This is a genomic window from Salifodinibacter halophilus (genome assembly GCA_012999515.1).
GTDB lineage: Bacteria > Pseudomonadota > Gammaproteobacteria > Nevskiales > Salinisphaeraceae > Salifodinibacter > Salifodinibacter halophilus.
This window is the reverse complement of record JABEEB010000001.1, coordinates 1,102,727-1,120,111: the sequence shown is the minus strand read 5'-3', so window position 1 is coordinate 1,120,111 and position 17,385 is coordinate 1,102,727. Positions and strand designations below refer to the sequence as shown.

Sequence of the window (17,385 nt, the reverse complement as noted above, 5' to 3'; positions counted from 1 at the left end):
GCAGTAAGGTTATCCTTTTTAGTTGTTTTCTAGGCTGCCCGTCATCCGGCGGTGGTGTTTCTTTGTTTTGAACGTGTTGTTTTATCACAAAGGTGTGGAGTACATACCTGACTGTACAGGTTGTTGACGGCATTCCGCCAACGACCTGCGCAGTGGTTTGCTGTTTGGAAGTTGTTACTCAGAACTTGATTTCAAGCCGCGCACTAAGGCTGTGCTCGGTGGCTTCTGAAGCCAGCTGACCCCGATAGGATAGGCCGAGTGCCGCTGAGTCGGTGAAATGGACATCGAGCCCGGTCCCGACAAGCGCGGTATCGTCGGCCAGAGGCACGCCAGATACGCTGAAGGACGGCCCATGAGTAAAGGCATGGCTTGACGCTGGCGTTATGTCATGCGCGGCATGTTGCCAGCCGAGCTGGCCCCGGGCTGTCGCCTTAACGCCGCCCAGATCAAGATCCGTAGCAGCGCGCGTGCCCAATGTGCTGTAGGTCACATCCGTGTTGTCACTGTCGGCCGTCAGGCCGGCTTTGCCGCTTTCATCGAAGCCATTCGTATGGGTATGCACCTGAGCGAGGCCGACGAACGGCTCGATGCTGGCCGAGGTGTTGATGTCCAAGGTATAGCCGGCCTCACCGAAGACCTGTGCCGTTCGGGCATCGTGAGAAGCGGCCGAATGGTCTCTAAACCCGGGGGAGGTGATCGAACGCCGACGACTGTCGATCAAGTGCCACGTATGCGCGGCCCCGAAACGTAGGTGCAGGGCGTCCATATCTCGGCTGCCGTACAGGGCGAAGGAATAGCTGTCCACATCCGCGCTGGATCGGCGGCCGGATACATCATAGTCCGAACGACGATAGCCGCCAGCTAGGCCCAGACGCCAGTGGTCACCGATTTGACTATCGGCACCGATCAACAAGCCGTTAACCGAGCGGTCGACCCCGGCGGCATTGCCGTTGCCATCGAATGACCCCCAGGCGCTATACGGCTGAATCCAGGTTGTGGGTTCATCAGTCTCGCGGGTCGTTTGCTCAGTACGACTCGTGGCATCGGTTGGCACCGGCGCCGCCACCGCGGCGGATCCCGATGCACTGCGGGTGCGTGCGGTCACCGCATTGCGGACGAAATGACTCTCGTCGATCAAGGCACTTTTGATGGTCGCGTTGAGCTCGCCGGAGGCAGCATCAAAGGCATCCCGGGCCCCGGCTTCGCTTTGTCCCTCCACGGCATTATGCAGCGTGCTGTCCTGGCCACCGGCATCGATGGCATCCGCCGTTGCCGCCTGATTGGGGGTTTGGGCCACCGAGGAGAAGCCGACCTCGTCGCCGGAATCGTCGGTCTTTCGCTGGGTTACCAGATAAGCATTTTGATCGTCATATTGATCGGTTATCTCCAGAAAGGCGAGGTCCTGGCTGTCCACGTTGCTGAACTCACCCTCGACACCGCTGGCGGCACTCACCACCGTATAGCGCGTATCTTCTTGGTAGCCCTCGTAGCTGCCGTCGCCGTCTGGCTGTGCCTGGACTTGGATGTTGGCGCCGTCGATGGTCACCGTGCCGGCAGACCGGATCAGGTCACTTTGTCCGGCTGAGTTGATTTCGGCTTCGTAAGTGGCGCCTTGTTCCAGCACCAGGTCGTCGGCAAATGTCATCGTGCCGATTGAATTGCCGGGTGCGATCGCAGCGTTGCTGTGTACGGTGCCGGTGCCCAGCGTGCCCGAGCCTTCCAGGCGGGCACCTGACTGCACTTTGATCGTGCCGCCAAGTGCGCCCTGTCCATTCTTGCCGACCACCAGTGTTCCGGTTTGCACGTCGGTGGTTCCGCGAAAACCAATGTTGTCACCAGTCAACACTGTCGTGCCGTCGCCGAGTTGGGCGATGTTACCGGTGCCGGTAATCGCACCCGCGAAGTTCACATCATCCGACCGATTGAAGGCCAGTGTGCCGTTATTTTTGACGTTGCCCACGATGGAGCCTGATGTGCCGCCGTCGCCGAGCTGTAGCGTGCCATTGGCGATGGTTGTGCCGCCTTGGTAGTCGTTCTTGCCTGTTAGCACGGTTGTGCCGTCGCCGATTTGGGCGATGTTACCGGTGCCGGTAATCGCACCCGCGAAGTTCACATCATCCGACCGATTGAAGGCTAATGTGCCGTTATTTTTGACGTTGCCCACGATGGAGCCCGAAGTACCGCCATCGCCGAGCTGCAGCGTGCCATTGGCGATGGTTGTGCCGCCTTGGTAATCGTTATTGCCTGTTAGCACGGTTGTGCCGGCGCCGAGTTGAGTGATGTCGCCCTTGCCGGTAATCGCACCCGTGAGCTTCACGGTATTCGCCCGCTTGAAGGTCAATGTGCCGTTATTTTTGACGTTGCCCACGATGGAGCCTGATGTGCCGCCATCGCCGAGTTGTAGCGTGCCATCGGTGACGGTTGTGCCACCTTGGTAGCGGTTGTCGGCCGTTAGTATTGTCTTACCGGCCAGCACATTGACGTGCCCATCACCAATTATCTGGATCGCAAACTGATAGTCGGTGTCCGTATGGTTGAAATTGAGGGTGCTATCGCCATTGCCGAATACGACCTGCTGGGCTTCCAGTCTGCCGGTTGTAACGGCATCCTCACCTTTGGCCGAACCTATGTTGACTGTTCCCGAGGAGTCCGGGCCATATGCAATGGTGATGGTCTGGTCGGCTTTTATTTCGCCTTTATCTCTAACAGAGATTTCACCGGTGCCGTTATACCCGACAAATATGTGGCGGGAACTCTCCAACTGAGTCGGCTTGGGGTTCTCTGGTTTGTCGCTATCATTGCTCGCAGCTCTGTCATCTAAGTCATTGGGATTCAGCTCGAGAAATATGTGGCTAGAGCTGTCCGATGACTTGTTTGGGTCATTACCATCAATGTAGACGAGACCATTCGAGGTTGGTGAAACGCCAACCATCACATCGCATTCTGTGCTCTTCGAACAGCTTTTTGTATTAGCTTTGGCGTTGTTGGAGAGGTGGAGCACACCCTCGCCGCTCATTCCTACAATGAGATTTGTTTGGCTCGTGAGGGTCGACCCTGCGCCGTCGACGGATATCTCGCCCTTGGATTCCGGCAGCATGCCGAGCACGACACGTCCATGCTCCATACCCCCGCCGTCGTGAAGTTTGAGTTTACCGTGGCCGTTGTAGCCTACAGCGAAGTCTTTCGATGTTGTTAATTGGCTTCTGAACTTTACGGTGTTGTCGTCAGAGACGCTGCCCTCTGCTTTGAGGCCAGGCAGTCTATCGCCATTTTTATCGATGCCACGGAACGAATATTGGAGCTTTCCATTGTCGATATGCGGCGGGGCAAGGGTTCTGAGTTTGTAGAAAATCGCTTTATCGCCAAATTGGATGCGCTTTCCTTTCGGGGTTACATCATAATTGAAAGGCCCCTCATCGCCGGCCTCGGTTATTAATAATTTGTTTTGGTAAGAGTAATAGTGCTCTCCTTGGGAGGTCGAATACCAAGGCGCGGCGGTATTCAGGGTTGTATCAGTGCCTGGAATTTGGTCTATGGATTTGACACCGCCCTTATCCGCGGTCGTTGGTCCGTGGTCGCGTGGGTTTCCCCCTCTTAAGCCGTTGTTAACGTTGTCTCCTTTTTTTCTTTTTACCTTAAAAAGCGGTTTGTATTTTTGTAAGGCGCCGTCAACATTGCATTTTTCATTTTTTACACACTGCTTAATGGCATCTAAGTCCGCAATGAAAACCCGCTCGCCAGTAGTCATGTACGCCATTGACTTGCCGGCATAATCCGGCCCCAGGATGGCTTCAGGGTTGGATACTGGCCGGAAATCGTGCCCGCCATCGAAAAATGAGCCTGTCTCATCGCAGACGTTGTGCTTGGCGCAGCGCTCGTATTTTTCCGAGAAATCGAAAGATCCCAGGCGCTTTACTGCATTATTATTCTCGCTTTTAACTTCAAAAATATCTACTTTTTCGCCGCCCAATACATACAGGGTGTTTTCTTCTTTTTCCCAAATCATCTCATGGGCATGCTCATTTACAGGAAAGCGAGCTTTGTTATTAGATGGTTTGCTATCTTTTTTTAGTATTCGGACAAAGGAGTTTGTGCCGGCTGACTTGGAAAGTACGGCAGCCGATCCTGTGCCAGTCAAAGGCTCGATTCCATGGGCGCCAGGCGTTGCCCCTGGCGCTTTAAATGTCATGGTTTTCTTTTGTGGGGCGGGGGGCAGTGGCTGCAGATAAGCCTGGGGGCCGCGCTTTTTCGTCTCGCCCATAACGAGCACGGATGGCACGTTGTTATCGTCGGTTACGGGTTTAAAACTCGTCGCATAGCCATTGTCGATCTTATGCGACCAGACGGGGTTATCATAAGATTTGAGTTTGGGTTTGCCATTTTTATCGGCAAACATGGTGTAAACCTCAAGAGAGGCCTCACCATTGCTTTTGTCTCCAACCATCACATTGGTTGAAAAGCCATGGCTCGACCACGGGTTAATGTCTGAAAATCTATCGCTGATAGATGGATCGCTCGGTTCTTCTTGGGCAAATAGAGCACTGCTTACCACAGTCGATGCCAGCGCTACAGTAATTGCATGCAAGGTCGGGTGTTTGAGGATACGCTTCTGTTTTCGCTGGCTATTTCTGCCCAAGATGGCAGGAGTTTCCATGCGTGTTCTCGATCCCGACATACAAGATCTCATTATGTGTAGTTATGGAGATTATCTAGGCCTTAAGCTTGATGCCCCTCATGGTTAATCACGTGCTTCTGAAGCAATTCCGGGTTTTGCCTACCGAATGCAAAGCAGAAATGCAAAACGCTTAATGAATTGGTGGCGAGCTTGCGTAATGCTCCGTTATGAGGTTGGCAGTCAAGCTGTGGTCTTGCTCTTTTTAATTGTGTTTTGGCCACATTGCCATCCGAGGGCGGCACTCCCGGGGGCTGCGTGATCCATCCGATATAAGTGCTGGCCGTGTAGGTGACCTGGTCCGGCCATTCCCGACTAAAAACGGAGGGGGTATTTCGCGATGCCTTCCCCAAGCCGTTGCGTCCGGCACGCGCTCCAGCCTGCATCACACAGGCTGGAGCGCGTGCCAGTCGAGGGAGGATGCATAAGCGATCTTGAGCACGATCAGCAGAGCCTCCAAAGCCAAACTGAGGTCACTCGGCCTTTAGCGGTGCCTCCCAAGCGTTGAGTTCGGCGTCGCTCCAGCCGCCATAGGCGGAATTGGGGAGGACGATCCACTCGTCGCCGAACCGGTCGGTATTTTTCTCGACTAGGCGGTGTCGCTCTTCGAGATCCGCGTCGCCGAATTTGTCGGAGAAATCATGCAGGGAATCGCCGATTTGCATCACCAGAGTATGGCTGTCCACAACTTGGGCTCGGCGTTCCGTTTTGGGCGGCCCGAGCAGCATGACGCTTTCTTTTGAAACCTGAGGCAGCTCGAGGGCCTCGAGACTTGCGATGGTATCGGCCTCGTTCCCTTGAGTGCGATTGGAGATATAGAAGATGTCCACGCCTTGTGCATCGGCGAACTTCAGAAAGTCTGCGGCACCGGGGATCAAGCGCGGCTTACCGTCGCGTTCCCAGTGTGTCCAAGTATCCCAGGAGGTGTAGTCGTGACATGCCTGCATGTCGCGGGCCAGCAAGGCTGTGTTATCGATCACCGTCTCGTCCAAATCGGTGATGATCGCCAGATTCGCGTCTTCGTCATGCTCGGAAATGGCCTGCTTGAGACGCAGCGTAGCCAGGTTAAAGCTTTGACGCTGCAAGGCAGCGACCTCGGCGGAACGTTGTTGATAGCGCAGCCCCATGGTCCAGGCGGCCTGGGCACAGATGCTCTTCCCATCGGTGGCCTCATTGGAAGCGGCGCTGGCGACCGGCGCTATACCGGCACACAGGGCGGCGGCGAGCAAGGTATTGCGACTGAACCCCATCATAAGGTCTCCTATTCTTGGTGATCTTGAGCAATATAGCCCGAATATCCGGGCGCTCGATCACACTTTATTATTCAGATGATCGTTCGGTTGATCGTATGTGATTTCTATGGCGTGTGCAAACCGATTATGGGGGCTGTCGGAAGGGGTGATTGACCCCCGTTGAGTGGGTAAATCTGGCTATTAGGCCCGCGGTCCTTTTATTGCTGCAACCGGTAATTAAGAGCGGCGTCTTTTGCCGCCGGCGTAGATCATTTTTGAGCTCAACTGATGATCTTTAAGTGCTAGCGTTATTTGTTATTCGACGATTTAATGCATCACGTTGTCAGGTGGTCGAGGCCAGCGTTATAGCCGATGATTGTCCGGGCTTAGTCATGCAGCTTGTTAGTATGGCGCCATTTGGCGTTTAGTTATAATTTATTTATTAAGCCGGATAGTCGATGATGGCCGTTAACTTAAGTGAACCAGATACATTACGGCCGGTTGATGGTGCCCGGTGGGCCGTAGTCGATGCTGCCATCAAGGCGCCGGGTGATCCGGATTTGGCGCTTTTGACATTGGACGCGGGCACACGCGTTTCAGCTGTATTTACACGCAACGCTTTCGCAGCGGCGCCGGTCGTCGCCGCGCGTATGGCTATCGAAGCCGGAGATGTGCGTGCGTTGTTGGTTAACAGCGGCAACGCCAACGCCGGCGTGGGGACGCCGGGTGAGCACGACGCCGCGGATTGCTGTGCGCGTGTCGCCAAGGTTGTTGGGGTGGGTGCGCACCAGGTGGCACCGTTTTCGACCGGTGTGATTGGCCAACGGCTGCCCATGGGCCAGCTATTGCCGGCAATTGATCGGTTGGTCGACCCCGATGCAACGGCTGACTGGGTGGATGCGGCCCGCGCGATCATGACCACCGATACAGTGCCCAAAGGAGCCTCCAGGCAACTGACCACCGCCAATGGTGAGACGGTCACGCTGACTGGCATTGCCAAGGGGTCGGGCATGATTCGCCCGGACATGGCGACCATGCTGGGATTTGTGGCCACCGATGCGGCTGTACCACAAGAAGATCTGGATGCGGCACTCCGCGCGGCCAATGATCGCTCTTTTTCGTGTATATCGGTCGATGGTGATACCTCGACAAACGATGCATTTTGCGCCGCAGCTACGGGGCGCGGCGCGGGATTGTCGAGCGAAGCGCCAGATTGGCGCGCGTTTGTCGACGCACTAGTCGATTTGTCGCAGGCATTGGCTCAGGCGATCGTGCGTGACGCCGAAGGCGCGACGCGATTTATCACCCTGTCGGTCACTGGCGCACACGACCGAGACGAAGCGCGCGCTGTGGCGTTTACGATTGCCCACTCGCCACTTTTTAAAACGGCGGCGTTTGCGGGTGATCCCAACTGGGGGCGGCTTTTGGCCGCGGTCGGCCGTGCGCCGATCGATGAGCTGGCGATCGAAGGCGTGTCGATCGGGCTGGACGACATCCGCGTAGTGGCAGGCGGCGGATTGGATAGCGATTATCGCGAAGCCGATGGGGCCGCGGTCATGGCCCAGTCCGAGTATATGGTCGCGGTCGATCTTGGGCGTGGCCAAGCCGAGGCCACGGTTTGGACGAGTGATCTGTCCGAGGCGTACGTGCGCATCAACGCGGACTATCGCAGTTGAGCGTCGAGCACACTGATCAGGCCAACGACATGCAGCCACCGCTCGATATCGCCGTTGGTGTGGTGCGAGACGGCGATGGCCACGTACTCGCCGCACGTCGAACGCCCACCCAGTCCAGTGCCGGCTATTGGGAATTTCCTGGCGGTAAAGTCGAAGCCGGTGAATCGGTCGAGGCTGCTCTGGCGCGTGAATTAGCCGAAGAAGTCGGCATTGAAATCCGGGCACCGCGGCGATTGATTCGGTTCACCCACGCGCTGGGCGTCGCGCCGGTGCGCCTGCATGTGTTCACCGTTGACGACTGGAACGGCCCGGCCGAGGCGAAAGAGCGCCAGTTGATCCGGTTTGTCGAGCCGGCGACCATGCGTGACCCCGGTGCTCTCCCGGCGACCGGCGTCATCATTAACGCATTGACGTTGGCCAACCGTTATCTGATCACGCCAGAATTCGGCGATGCACCGTATGACGATTGGTTAACACGGCTCGAGGGTGCGCTCGCCGCCGGTATCAAGCTCGTGCGTCTGCGCCAACCTGAACTTGCTGATAGCGATTATGAAGCGCTGGCCGCGGAGGTGGTCGCCCGTGTCGCCCGCGCCGGGGGTGGCGTGATGCTCGACCGGGATGCAGCTATGGTGCTACGCGTGGGCGCAGCAGGACTGCACTGGCCGGCTTCATGCCTGGCTGAAGATCGGCCACCAATCGGCGATGGACGACTATTCGCGGTCTCGGCGCACAGCAGTGAGGACCTGGCCCATGCCACGGCGGCCGGTGCCGATTTCGCGACTTTATCGCCCGTTTTTGCTACATCCACCCATCCGAATATGGCGGGCATTGGCTGGTCGGCCTGGCGGCGTACACGAGCCGATCATGCATTACCCGTGTACGCGCTCGGTGGTCTTGGTGAGGCTGATTTAGATGCGGCGCTTGCGAGCAATGCGCAAGGTATTGCTGCGATCCGCGCTTTTGCGTCCCATCCTGTCGGTGGCTGACCGCCCGCGCTAAGTTTCGCCTAATCGGCGATTTAGCCGTGGCGTTACGAGGCTCGGGGAAGCTGGATCAGTGGTCGTCCGAGTCGGTTACGTCCGAGTCCGGTGGCCAGGGCGCACTCTCGTCACCTGGGATGCTGTGGCGTTCGTCGATCCAGTCACCGAGGTCGATCAGTTGGCAGCGTTGGCTGCAGAACGGCCGCGCCGGGTTATCGGTGCTCGGCGTGACGAGCGTGCCGCAAATTGGGCATTTGCTTTGCTGCTGACTCATTATTGGCTACAGCAGGCCAACTGAAAATCCAGGTTGGTTTCCAACGGTCGTACTCGGCCCGCTTGCCCGGTGCGTGTCATGAATCGGATCGTTGCACGGTGGCGCCCGGCGCTTATCTGTGGAAAGATATTCGCGTCGTTGATCAGCACGCGGATCATTTGGGTTTCGGGCGGTGTGTTATAGATGAACATGGCATTTTCAGCTGTTTCGGTGCTGGGCTGCGTGCCGTCGCGCAGTAGCTTTAGCAAAAGTCCGATCGCGGACTCGAACACTGCGAGGTGTGTGCACCAGGCATCCAGATCCGCTTCGATGCGTTCATGCGGTAGCGCCAGCCAATTCTGATAACCCGGTATGTCGAAGCCGCAACTACCGCCTGCGATGGGCCGGCGATTGTTGAGATTGTAGAGCAGCTCGTCGTCGCGCAGCAGGTAGCCGGCGAAATTGGCCGGAACGCGCTGTATGCGTCTGCCAAGGTCGTCAATCTGCGCCAGGAGCTCGTTGGCTGTATCGGGATCCGCTTGGTTACGAAACCGTAGATCGTCGATCTGAGCATAGCGTTGCCCGAGTGCCTTGCTGACTTCGCCGTTGACGTCGAAATAGGCCATGACGCTCAGCACATCGAGCAGTACGTCCAGCGTTGCGCGTCGGCCCCAGCTGCTGGTATCGGCGCGATGGTAGGTTAGTCGCTCGAACAGGTATTCGAGGCGTAAAAATCCTCGGGTTCGTTCATTGAGCGGTTGCTCGAAGGCGTGGGGGCCGTCTACCAAGCCGTGCCTCGTTGCGCGTGGGCTGTCGAGTGTAATTCGCGCGCGCTGTCTCGCCAAGTCGTTGGACTCGGCCAGCGCGGTTTATCCCGGTAAGTGCATGGGGGCGAGTTCGTTCAGTTCGCCGTGGGCCAAGCGCAGATAACCGGCGTGGAAGGCCGCGGCCAGATCGGCGATATCTTTGCGCGGGCCGGTGTTGATCAGGATGTCGTCGGCAAGCGCCAAGCGTGCGCGCCGACTGTCCTGAGCATCGATCATCTGTGCGGCCAGCTCGTCGTCGATATCGTCGCGCGCCTGCAGGCGTTCAAGTTGTACCGAGCGTGGTGCGTCGATGACTAGCACCCGATCCACGAGATCGCGCATCTGCGACTTGGTTAGTAGCGGAATCACGAGAATGCAGTAGGGCGCATCGGATTGATCCCGTGCCGCGGCCAGGCTGTTGCGGATCCGTGGATGAGTGATTGCTTCCAAGCGCGCGCGTGCATCGGCATCGGCGAAGATCGTACGGCGCATCGCGCGCCGATCGAGCTGGCCGTCGGCAAGGAAGACGTCAGCACCGAATTCGGCGTGTATTTCGTCCAGCCCCGGTGTTCCCGGTGCGACAACATCGCGCGCGACGGCGTCCGCGTCGATCACCTCGACGCCGAATTGATCGAACGCGCTAGATACGACCGATTTGCCGCTGGCAATGCCGCCGGTTAGGCCGATTGTGAGTGTTCTGGCCATTGACCTTGGTCTCTCCGTGTTTTTTGGTCGCCGTGCGACAGGTCCCGGTCTGTCGAAATGGCGACGCCACGCGCAAGAGTATATAGCCTAATGCAAGCCTATGGCGTGGCTATACGCATCGATGAACCAAGGACCGTACAGTAGATTGATCCAACCGCCGAGCGCCAGCCATGGTCCGAATGGTATTTGCCGCGCGCGATCGGGGCGGCCGGCTAGCGCTAGTGTGGCGCTGACCGCTAGTCCGAAGCAGGCGGCTAAAAAAAGCACCCATGGCAAGCTGGTCGCGCCTAGCCAGGCGCCGAGCGCGGCGGTGAGTTTGAAATCGCCATGACCCATACCGCGCTGGCCGGTAACGAGATAAAACGCGCGATCCAGGGTCCAGAGTGCGCCGTAGCCGACGCTGGCGCCGGCGATCGCGGCCGCAGGCGCGATCGATGACAAACCCACCGAGTACCCGAGACTTGCAAGCAATCCGAGCCATAGCGTGGTCAGTGTCAGGTGGTCCGGTAAAAGCCCTGTGCGGGCGTCGATTATCGCCGCCGGTAGTAGCAGCCAGCCCAGCACGGTCGCCCCAAGTGCGGCGGGTGTGGCGCCGAAATGCAGTATGGCGACAATGCCGAAAACGGCAGCCATGAGTTCGACCAGTGGATACTGCAGGCTGATTGTATGGCGGCACTGATGACAGCGCCCGCGGAGCGCGACAAAACTGATCACTGGCACGTTATGCCAAGGTTTCAAACGCGCGTCACAGTGTGGGCAGGCTGATGGCGGCCAGGTGAGCGAGAGCTCCGCGTTGGCGTTATCGGGCGATCGTTTGTCCCGTATTTTGGCTGTTGTTCGGCACCATCTGGTTTCCAGCATGCGTGGCAGGCGCAGAATCACGACGTTGATGAAACTGCCGGCTACCAGGCCGACGATGCCGGCGGCCACTATCCATAAGCCGGTGCCAATGCCGGGTGTCGTTACCGGCGTCATTTAGATGGCCGAACCAAGTTGGAAAATCGGTAGATACATGGCGACCACGATGCCGCCGACGATGACGCCGATCATTACCGTAATCAGAGGTTCGAGCAGGCTGGACAGGCTATCGACCTTGTTATCGACTTCTTCTTCGTAGAAATCGGCTACGCGCGCACACATACTGTCGAGCGAGCCGGCCTCTTCGCCAATGGCGATCATCTGAACCGCCATGTTCGGGAACATGCGGGTCTCGTTCATGGCGCGCTGCAGGCGCTGGCCGGTGGCGACCTGGCGCCGGAGTTGCTGAATGGAGGTCTCGAAGACGAGATTGCCCGCGGCGCGGGCGACCGAGTCGAGCGCATCAACCAGGGGTACACCGGCCGCGAACAGCGTTGACAGCGTGCGTGCAAAGCGCGCCACGGCGGCTTTATAGAGGATCGGGCCGATCAGCGGCGTTTTGATCAGGAGCCAGTCGGTGCGATATCGAAAGCCGTAAAAGTGCTTGTGCGCGTTGGTCACTGCCATGATGGCGGTCGCGAAACCGAGCAAGATCAAATACCAGTAATTCTGTACTGCGTGCGACAGCTCGATAACCAAGCGTGTGAACGCCGGCAGCCGAGCCCCGAACGAGTCGAACAGTGAGCGGAATTGTGGCACCACGAAGTAAAGAAGGATGCCGGTGACGACCATGGCGACGGCGATGATGGCTGACGGGTAGTACATGGTCTTGCGGACTTTGGCCTTGATGGCTTCGGTTTTTTCCCTGTAGGTCGCGATCCGGTGCAGCAGTGACTCGAGTGAGCCGGACTCTTCGCCAGCCGCGACAAGGTTTACGTACAACTCGTCGAAATGCTTGGGATGTGCGGCTAATGCGGCGGCCAATGTTTGCCCGCTCTCGATCTCACCACGGATGTTGTCCAGCAACTTGGCGAGTTTTTTCTTGTCCACGCCTCGAGCAATCACATCGAGTGCCTGAACGAGCGGAATGCCCGAGCCGAGCATGGTCGCCAGTTGGCGCGAGATGATAGCGATATCGGCCGCTTTGACCTTGCGTTCGTGTGCGGCAAAAAGCGTTATCGGTTGATGGGGGCGCACGCTGGTCGGTCGAATCCCCTGCTTGCGCAGGTGTACGCGCACACCGGCCACGGATTCACCTTCGGTGCGGCCCTTGACGCGCTCGCCGTCGCTATCGAATCCGGTGTAATCGAAAAGCAGCGGACTCGAACTCGCTGGTGCCATGGCGATTTATTGGTTTTGTTCGGGCGAGGTTAGCAAAACCGTATGCCTCCATCGCCTGCCGGACGAACGATACTGGCTGTTCTTGAGCCAGTGCCATGGAATTATTCTAGTCCAAGCTTAGCCAGCCGATAGCGCAGCGCGCGGAATGAGATACCTAACTGTTCGGCGGCACGCGTCTTGTTGTAGCGGCAGGCGATCAGTGCTTCCTCGATGCGCTGTCGCTCCAGGGCTTCGAGCTCGTCCACAAGGTTGGTGGCGTCGCCTGTGTCGTTGGCGCTCTCACTCGCACCGGTGACCCCTTCGTTTGCCGGCGCTGGCTTATCGACGGTAGGTGTGCCGGGCGCCGCCGATCCGCCACTTGATGCGAGTGGCACTGTTTCGACGCTCAGCCCTAAATCCGCGACCCCGATGGTCATGTCATCAGCCAGCGCGACGGCGCGCTCGAGCATGTTTTCCAGTTCACGCACGTTGCCGGGGAAATCGTATTGTGACAGGCGCGAGAGCGCTTCCTCGCTCAGATGATACGGACGCGGTGCGTTGTCGCGTCGCGCAAGCTGTGCGAGCACGGTGTCGGTGAGTTGCGGCAAATCTTCGCGGCGCTGTCTGAGTGGCGGCACGTTGAGCTCGATCACGTTCAGGCGATAAAACAGATCGGGGCGAAACCGGCGGGGTTGATCTCGCTGGCGAGATGCGTCTGTGTTGCGCTGATGATGCGGATGTCGACGGCCACTTCATCGTTGCTGCCGACCGGGCGTACGGCCCGTTCCTGTAGCGCGCGCAGGAGTTTGACCTGGGTCGGCAGGGGGAGCTCAGCGACTTCATCGAGAAACAATGTGCCGCCCGACGACTTGGCGAACAGGCCGTCGGTATCGCATGTGGCACCAGTGAACGCGCCTGCAACATAGCCGAATAATTCCGACTCGATCAGTGTGTCGGGGATTGCGCCGCAGTTGACCGGCACGAATGCGCCGTTGCTACGGCTGCTCTCGGCGTGGATTGCCCGGGCGACCAACTCCTTGCCGGTGCCGGATTCGCCGTGGATGTGGATTGATGCCTGGCTGCGTTGAATCTTGTCGAGCTGCGCATGCAGGCGGCGCATCGGCTCGGCGTTACCGATCAGTTGTTCGCGTTGCGTGGCGCCGCCGGCGGCGGTTGTGTGTTGCGCGACCGTGCCGAGCTGCAACGCCTGTTGTACAAGCGCTCGCAGTTGTTGGGCCTTGAGCGGTTTGGCGACGAAATCGAACGCGCCGGCCTTGAGTGTTCGGACAGCACTATCGACGTCGCCGTAGGCCGTAATGACTGCGATCGGCGGCGCTTCCGGTGTAGCGGCCAGCTCCTCGACCAACGACAGTCCATCACCGTCGGGTAGGCGCATATCGGCCAGGCACAGATCGAACGATTGATTGGCTAGCAACTGACGTGCACCGGCTAAGTCGGAGGCAGCCTCGGTTGCCAGATTCATGCGAGCAAGCGTCAATTCCACCAGCTCTTGGATGTCGGCTTCGTCGTCGACAACCAGTACGTTCGCCGATTCGGCACGTGCTGGCGTGCTGCGCTTGTTCATTGCTTTATCTCCGGGTGCTTGCCGACGATATGATATTGAAGGTTAATTGGAATGTGGCGCCCTTGTCGCTTTCGATCGCGGCCAGGCGCGCACCGTTCGAGTCGGCCAATTCCCGTGCGATATGCAGCCCCAGGCCGGTGCCGTCGCCGGCGGTTGTGAAAAATGGCTCCAGAATTTCGGCCAGCGAATCGGCTTCGATACCTGGGCCGTTGTCGGTGACCGCGAGCCACGGTCGTTGCTCGTGGTCGTAGCCGGTGGTCATGGACACGACCAAATTGCGGTCTGGCAAGCGTGCGTGGTGCGCGGCGTTGTTCCAGAGACAGGTCACGATCTGTGCCAACTGCGACGGGTCGAAGTCGACAACAGTGTTGTCGGCAACGCCGCTGCAGTCCAATTCTGGTGAATTGGCATGGGTCTGCTCGTGTTCAGCCGCGTGCGTGGTCAGCCATGAGCGTAATTCGATCGGTTGTTGCGTCTCCGTGGAATGGCGCGCCAGACCAAGCATGCGTCCGGTGATGTCGTCGATGCGTGCGACGTGGCGACCGATGATCGAGATCAGGCGTGTGTCTTCGGCGGGTCGCCCGGGGGATTCACGCAACAGATCGGTCGCTTGGCTGATGGCAGACAGCGGGTTGCGGACCTCATGCGAAACGCTTGCGGTTAGACGTCCTAGCGAGGCCAGTTTGAGGTGCTGGACGCGCTCACGCTGACAGCGACCGTTCTCGAGGGTGATCAGTAAATCCGCGTTTGGATTTTCGTTCATGAAGGTAAAGCTCGCGAAAATCGGATCGCCGTCTGAGCCGACCAATCGCTCGGGGGTGGCGCGCCCGGCCTGCCACGAGTCCAAGGCGCGGGCCAGATCGGGTACGACATCGGCCAATGTTTTTCCTTCGCACGTCTGTCGAGACAGTCCGAGAAGATGGCACCCGCTGCGGTTAATTAGCCGTATGGCGTAGACGGCGTCGACAACGATGGCGCCGGTGGCCATCTGCTCCATGATTTGGTGGTTGAGGTCGCGAAAACGCCGCGCGCGACCGGCCGAAAACCGTGCCATGGTCTCGCTGGCGTTTATTCGCAATGCGAGCCAGTGTGCGAGGCCGGCCACAATCAGGTAATTAGCGCCGGTTAATCCAGCTTCGAAAAAGGCCGGGTCGGCATTCTGGATCAACAGCGGCCGCATGGCTTCCTGGATGACAACCCCTAGTACGGCGATCGCGGCCAGCACCCCGGCCAATCGGCCGCTGAGTAAAAGACCCGCCGTGGCAATCGGCAACAACAACAGCAGTTCGAAGCCGCTGCGAACGCCCTGGCTGAGTCCGGCAAGACAGCCCAGTGCGACGATGTCCATCAGTACGGTTGCGACAATCTGGCTCTCGACACTCGAAAAACGCAGCCGACCGGCGATGATTGCGATCAGTGCGGCTATGCCGTAGGCGATCGCCCCCCACTCAAAATTCGGGCTGATGTCGGCGCCGAGTAGGATTTCATTGGTGCCGAGGATTAAGCTGGCGACCAACCCGGCAGTTATGAGAAGCCGGTAAGCGTTGACCGTTTGCAGCGAGCGCCAGTCGTTGGCCCTAGAGGCCGTGGTCTGGTTGGGAACGGTCGTGTCACTCATGGTCGTGATGCTTGGCTAGCCGGGCGCGACACTCAGGCACGTCGCATACCGCGTTGTCGGTGTGCGCTTTTTGCACGCCGGGTGCCAAATGGGTGCCGCAGCGCGCGCATCGCTGCGTGGCCAAAAACCGCGGTTTTGCGCGAGCTTTCCGGCGTCGCCGATCGCGAGCCACCAGGTTGGTTGCACGGCGTAGTCCGATCACGAGCGCGGTAACGGCGATAACCAGGAGGAGCGTGCGTGCCATGATTAGGTTCAGCGTCGATGACGTGATAATACTGAATTGTCAATTCGGTGGTTTAGTTGGCGAAGTAGTGCCGGGCAGGTTGTATCGCCCCTTGTATCATCGAAAAGACCAAGTGGCTCTTGTGCGGCGCCCGTCTAAAACACGACAGACAATAAAAAAACCATTATTGGATTGCCGCGAGCCGGCTTGAGTAGGACAATACCGCAGTTTATCGACAACGGTCAGTTAAAAGAGCCAACGCCATGAACGTTCACGAATACCAGGCCAAGGGTTTTTTCGAGCGCTACGGAGTGCCGGTCGGCGCCGGCCGTGTGGCCAGTAGTGCTGAAGATGCGGTGGCCGCAGCAAAGGCGCTTGGCGGCGAGCGCTTCGTTGTAAAAGCGCAAGTGCACACCGGTGGCCGAGGCAAGGCCGGCGGCGTCAAAGTCTGTGACGATTTCGATCAGGTCCGAGCGGCCGCTGACTCATTGATCGGCGCGACACTCGAAACCCATCAGACCGGAGCGGGCGGGTTGCCGATTCCGTCGGTCTACGTTGAAAAACCCGCCGAAGTCACGTCCGAGCTCTATCTCTCGGCGCTGGTCGATCGTGCCAGCCGCCGCGTGACTTTTATTGCATCGCCCGATGGCGGTGTGGATATCGAAGAAGTCGCTGCCAAAACGCCCGAGCGTATCCGGCAAGTGACGGTCCCGGCGGCCGCGGGCTTTTCGCCTTATCAGGCGCGCGACATTGGTTTCTTCCTTGGGCTGAATAAGAGCCAGGTCGGTGAATTCGTCAAAATCATGAAAGGGCTCTATGAGCTATTCGTGACCGAAGATGCTTCGCTGATCGAGATCAATCCATTGGTTACCACCGCTGACGGTGGTTTGTTGGCACTCGACGCCAAACTGAACTTCGACGACAACGCCATGTTTCGGCACGCTGAGACGGCCGGCATGCGCGATGTCAGCCAGGAAGATGAGCGCGAGGCCGAAGCGGCCGAACACGATCTGGCCTATATTACGTTGGACGGCAATATCGGTTGCATGGTCAACGGTGCCGGGCTGGCCATGGGCACCATGGATCTGGTCAAGCTGCATGGCGGTGAGCCGGCTAACTTCCTGGATGTCGGCGGCGCGGCGACGGCCGAACGCGTAACTGAAGCCTTCAAACTAATCACCGCCAGCGACAACGTGCGCGCCATTCTGGTCAATATCTTTGGCGGCATCGTGCGCTGCGATCTGATCGCCGACGGCATTATCCAGGCCGCGGGTGATGTTGGCATCAATGTACCGGTAGTGGTGCGCCTGGAAGGCACCAATGCCGAAGAAGGTCGCCAGCGACTGGCGGACAGTGAGTTCGAATTGATCGCTGCCGAAAACCTGACCGATGCCGCACAAAAAGTCGTGGCCGCCGCCAACGGGTAAACCCCGATAACCAACGCGTACGACCCAACA

The 17,385-nt window shown here is 58.5% G+C and carries 12 protein-coding genes and 1 pseudogene; 3 read left to right on the top strand and 10 right to left on the bottom strand.

The features are described from left to right. Positions 1 to 178: 178 nt before the first annotated feature. Positions 179 to 4,654, bottom strand: coding sequence for an autotransporter domain-containing protein (locus HKX41_05020; protein NNC23517.1), 4,476 nt, complete (start codon positions 4,652 to 4,654; stop codon positions 179 to 181). Positions 4,655 to 5,145: 491 nt separating this feature from the next. Next, positions 5,146 to 5,925 (bottom strand): 5'-nucleotidase, encoded by a 780-nt coding sequence (locus HKX41_05015; GenBank protein ID NNC23516.1) that lies wholly within the window; start codon positions 5,923 to 5,925, stop codon positions 5,146 to 5,148. 440 nt (positions 5,926 to 6,365) lie between these two features. Between HKX41_05015 and argJ the strand changes: the two genes are divergently transcribed. Together argJ and HKX41_05005 are read left to right on the top strand one after the other, a co-directional pair. After that, complete coding sequence (gene argJ, locus HKX41_05010; protein ID NNC23515.1) at positions 6,366 to 7,580, top strand: bifunctional glutamate N-acetyltransferase/amino-acid acetyltransferase ArgJ; 1,215 nt, start codon at positions 6,366 to 6,368, stop codon at positions 7,578 to 7,580. Then, positions 7,577 to 8,566, top strand: a complete 990-nt coding sequence (locus HKX41_05005) for a Nudix family hydrolase (GenBank protein NNC23514.1) — start codon at positions 7,577 to 7,579, stop codon at positions 8,564 to 8,566. The genes argJ and HKX41_05005 overlap by 4 nt, the downstream gene beginning before the upstream one ends. A 67-nt stretch (positions 8,567 to 8,633) precedes the next feature. On the opposite strand, the gene HKX41_05000 is transcribed toward HKX41_05005, so the two are convergent. The 8 genes and pseudogenes from HKX41_05000 to HKX41_04965 all read right to left on the bottom strand — a co-directional run bounded on the left by HKX41_05000 (position 8,634) and on the right by HKX41_04965 (position 15,949). Further along, complete coding sequence (locus HKX41_05000; protein ID NNC23513.1) at positions 8,634 to 8,834, bottom strand: DNA gyrase inhibitor YacG; 201 nt, start codon at positions 8,832 to 8,834, stop codon at positions 8,634 to 8,636. After that, the gene (gene zapD / locus HKX41_04995; protein ID NNC23512.1) at positions 8,834 to 9,601 is read right to left on the bottom strand and encodes a cell division protein ZapD; all 768 of its coding nucleotides are present in this window, start codon (positions 9,599 to 9,601) and stop codon (positions 8,834 to 8,836) included. The genes HKX41_05000 and zapD overlap by 1 nt, the downstream gene beginning before the upstream one ends. A gap of 81 nt (positions 9,602 to 9,682) precedes the next feature. After that, complete coding sequence (locus HKX41_04990) at positions 9,683 to 10,324, bottom strand: dephospho-CoA kinase (protein NNC23511.1); 642 nt, start codon at positions 10,322 to 10,324, stop codon at positions 9,683 to 9,685. Between the two features lie 87 nt (positions 10,325 to 10,411). Continuing rightward, complete coding sequence (locus HKX41_04985; protein ID NNC23510.1) at positions 10,412 to 11,299, bottom strand: prepilin peptidase; 888 nt, start codon at positions 11,297 to 11,299, stop codon at positions 10,412 to 10,414. Further along, entirely contained in the window at positions 11,300 to 12,523 is a 1,224-nt protein-coding gene (locus HKX41_04980) for a type II secretion system F family protein (GenBank protein NNC23509.1), read from the bottom strand. It abuts the gene before it with no gap. Between the two features lie 101 nt (positions 12,524 to 12,624). Next, positions 12,625 to 14,087, bottom strand: a pseudogene (locus HKX41_04975) (sigma-54-dependent Fis family transcriptional regulator). A 4-nt stretch (positions 14,088 to 14,091) separates the two neighbouring features. Then, positions 14,092 to 15,705 (bottom strand): PAS domain-containing protein, encoded by a 1,614-nt coding sequence (locus HKX41_04970; GenBank protein ID NNC23508.1) that lies wholly within the window; start codon positions 15,703 to 15,705, stop codon positions 14,092 to 14,094. Beyond that, positions 15,698 to 15,949, bottom strand: a complete 252-nt coding sequence (locus HKX41_04965; protein NNC23507.1) for a hypothetical protein — start codon at positions 15,947 to 15,949, stop codon at positions 15,698 to 15,700. The genes HKX41_04970 and HKX41_04965 overlap by 8 nt, the downstream gene beginning before the upstream one ends. 242 nt (positions 15,950 to 16,191) lie before the next feature. Here HKX41_04965 and sucC point away from each other — a divergent pair, with 242 nt between their 5' ends. Next, positions 16,192 to 17,355 carry an ADP-forming succinate--CoA ligase subunit beta gene (gene sucC, locus HKX41_04960; protein ID NNC23506.1) on the top strand — a complete coding sequence of 388 codons (1,164 nt, stop codon included), beginning with the start codon at positions 16,192 to 16,194 and terminating at the stop codon, positions 17,353 to 17,355. The last annotated feature ends 30 nt before the right edge of the window (positions 17,356 to 17,385 follow it).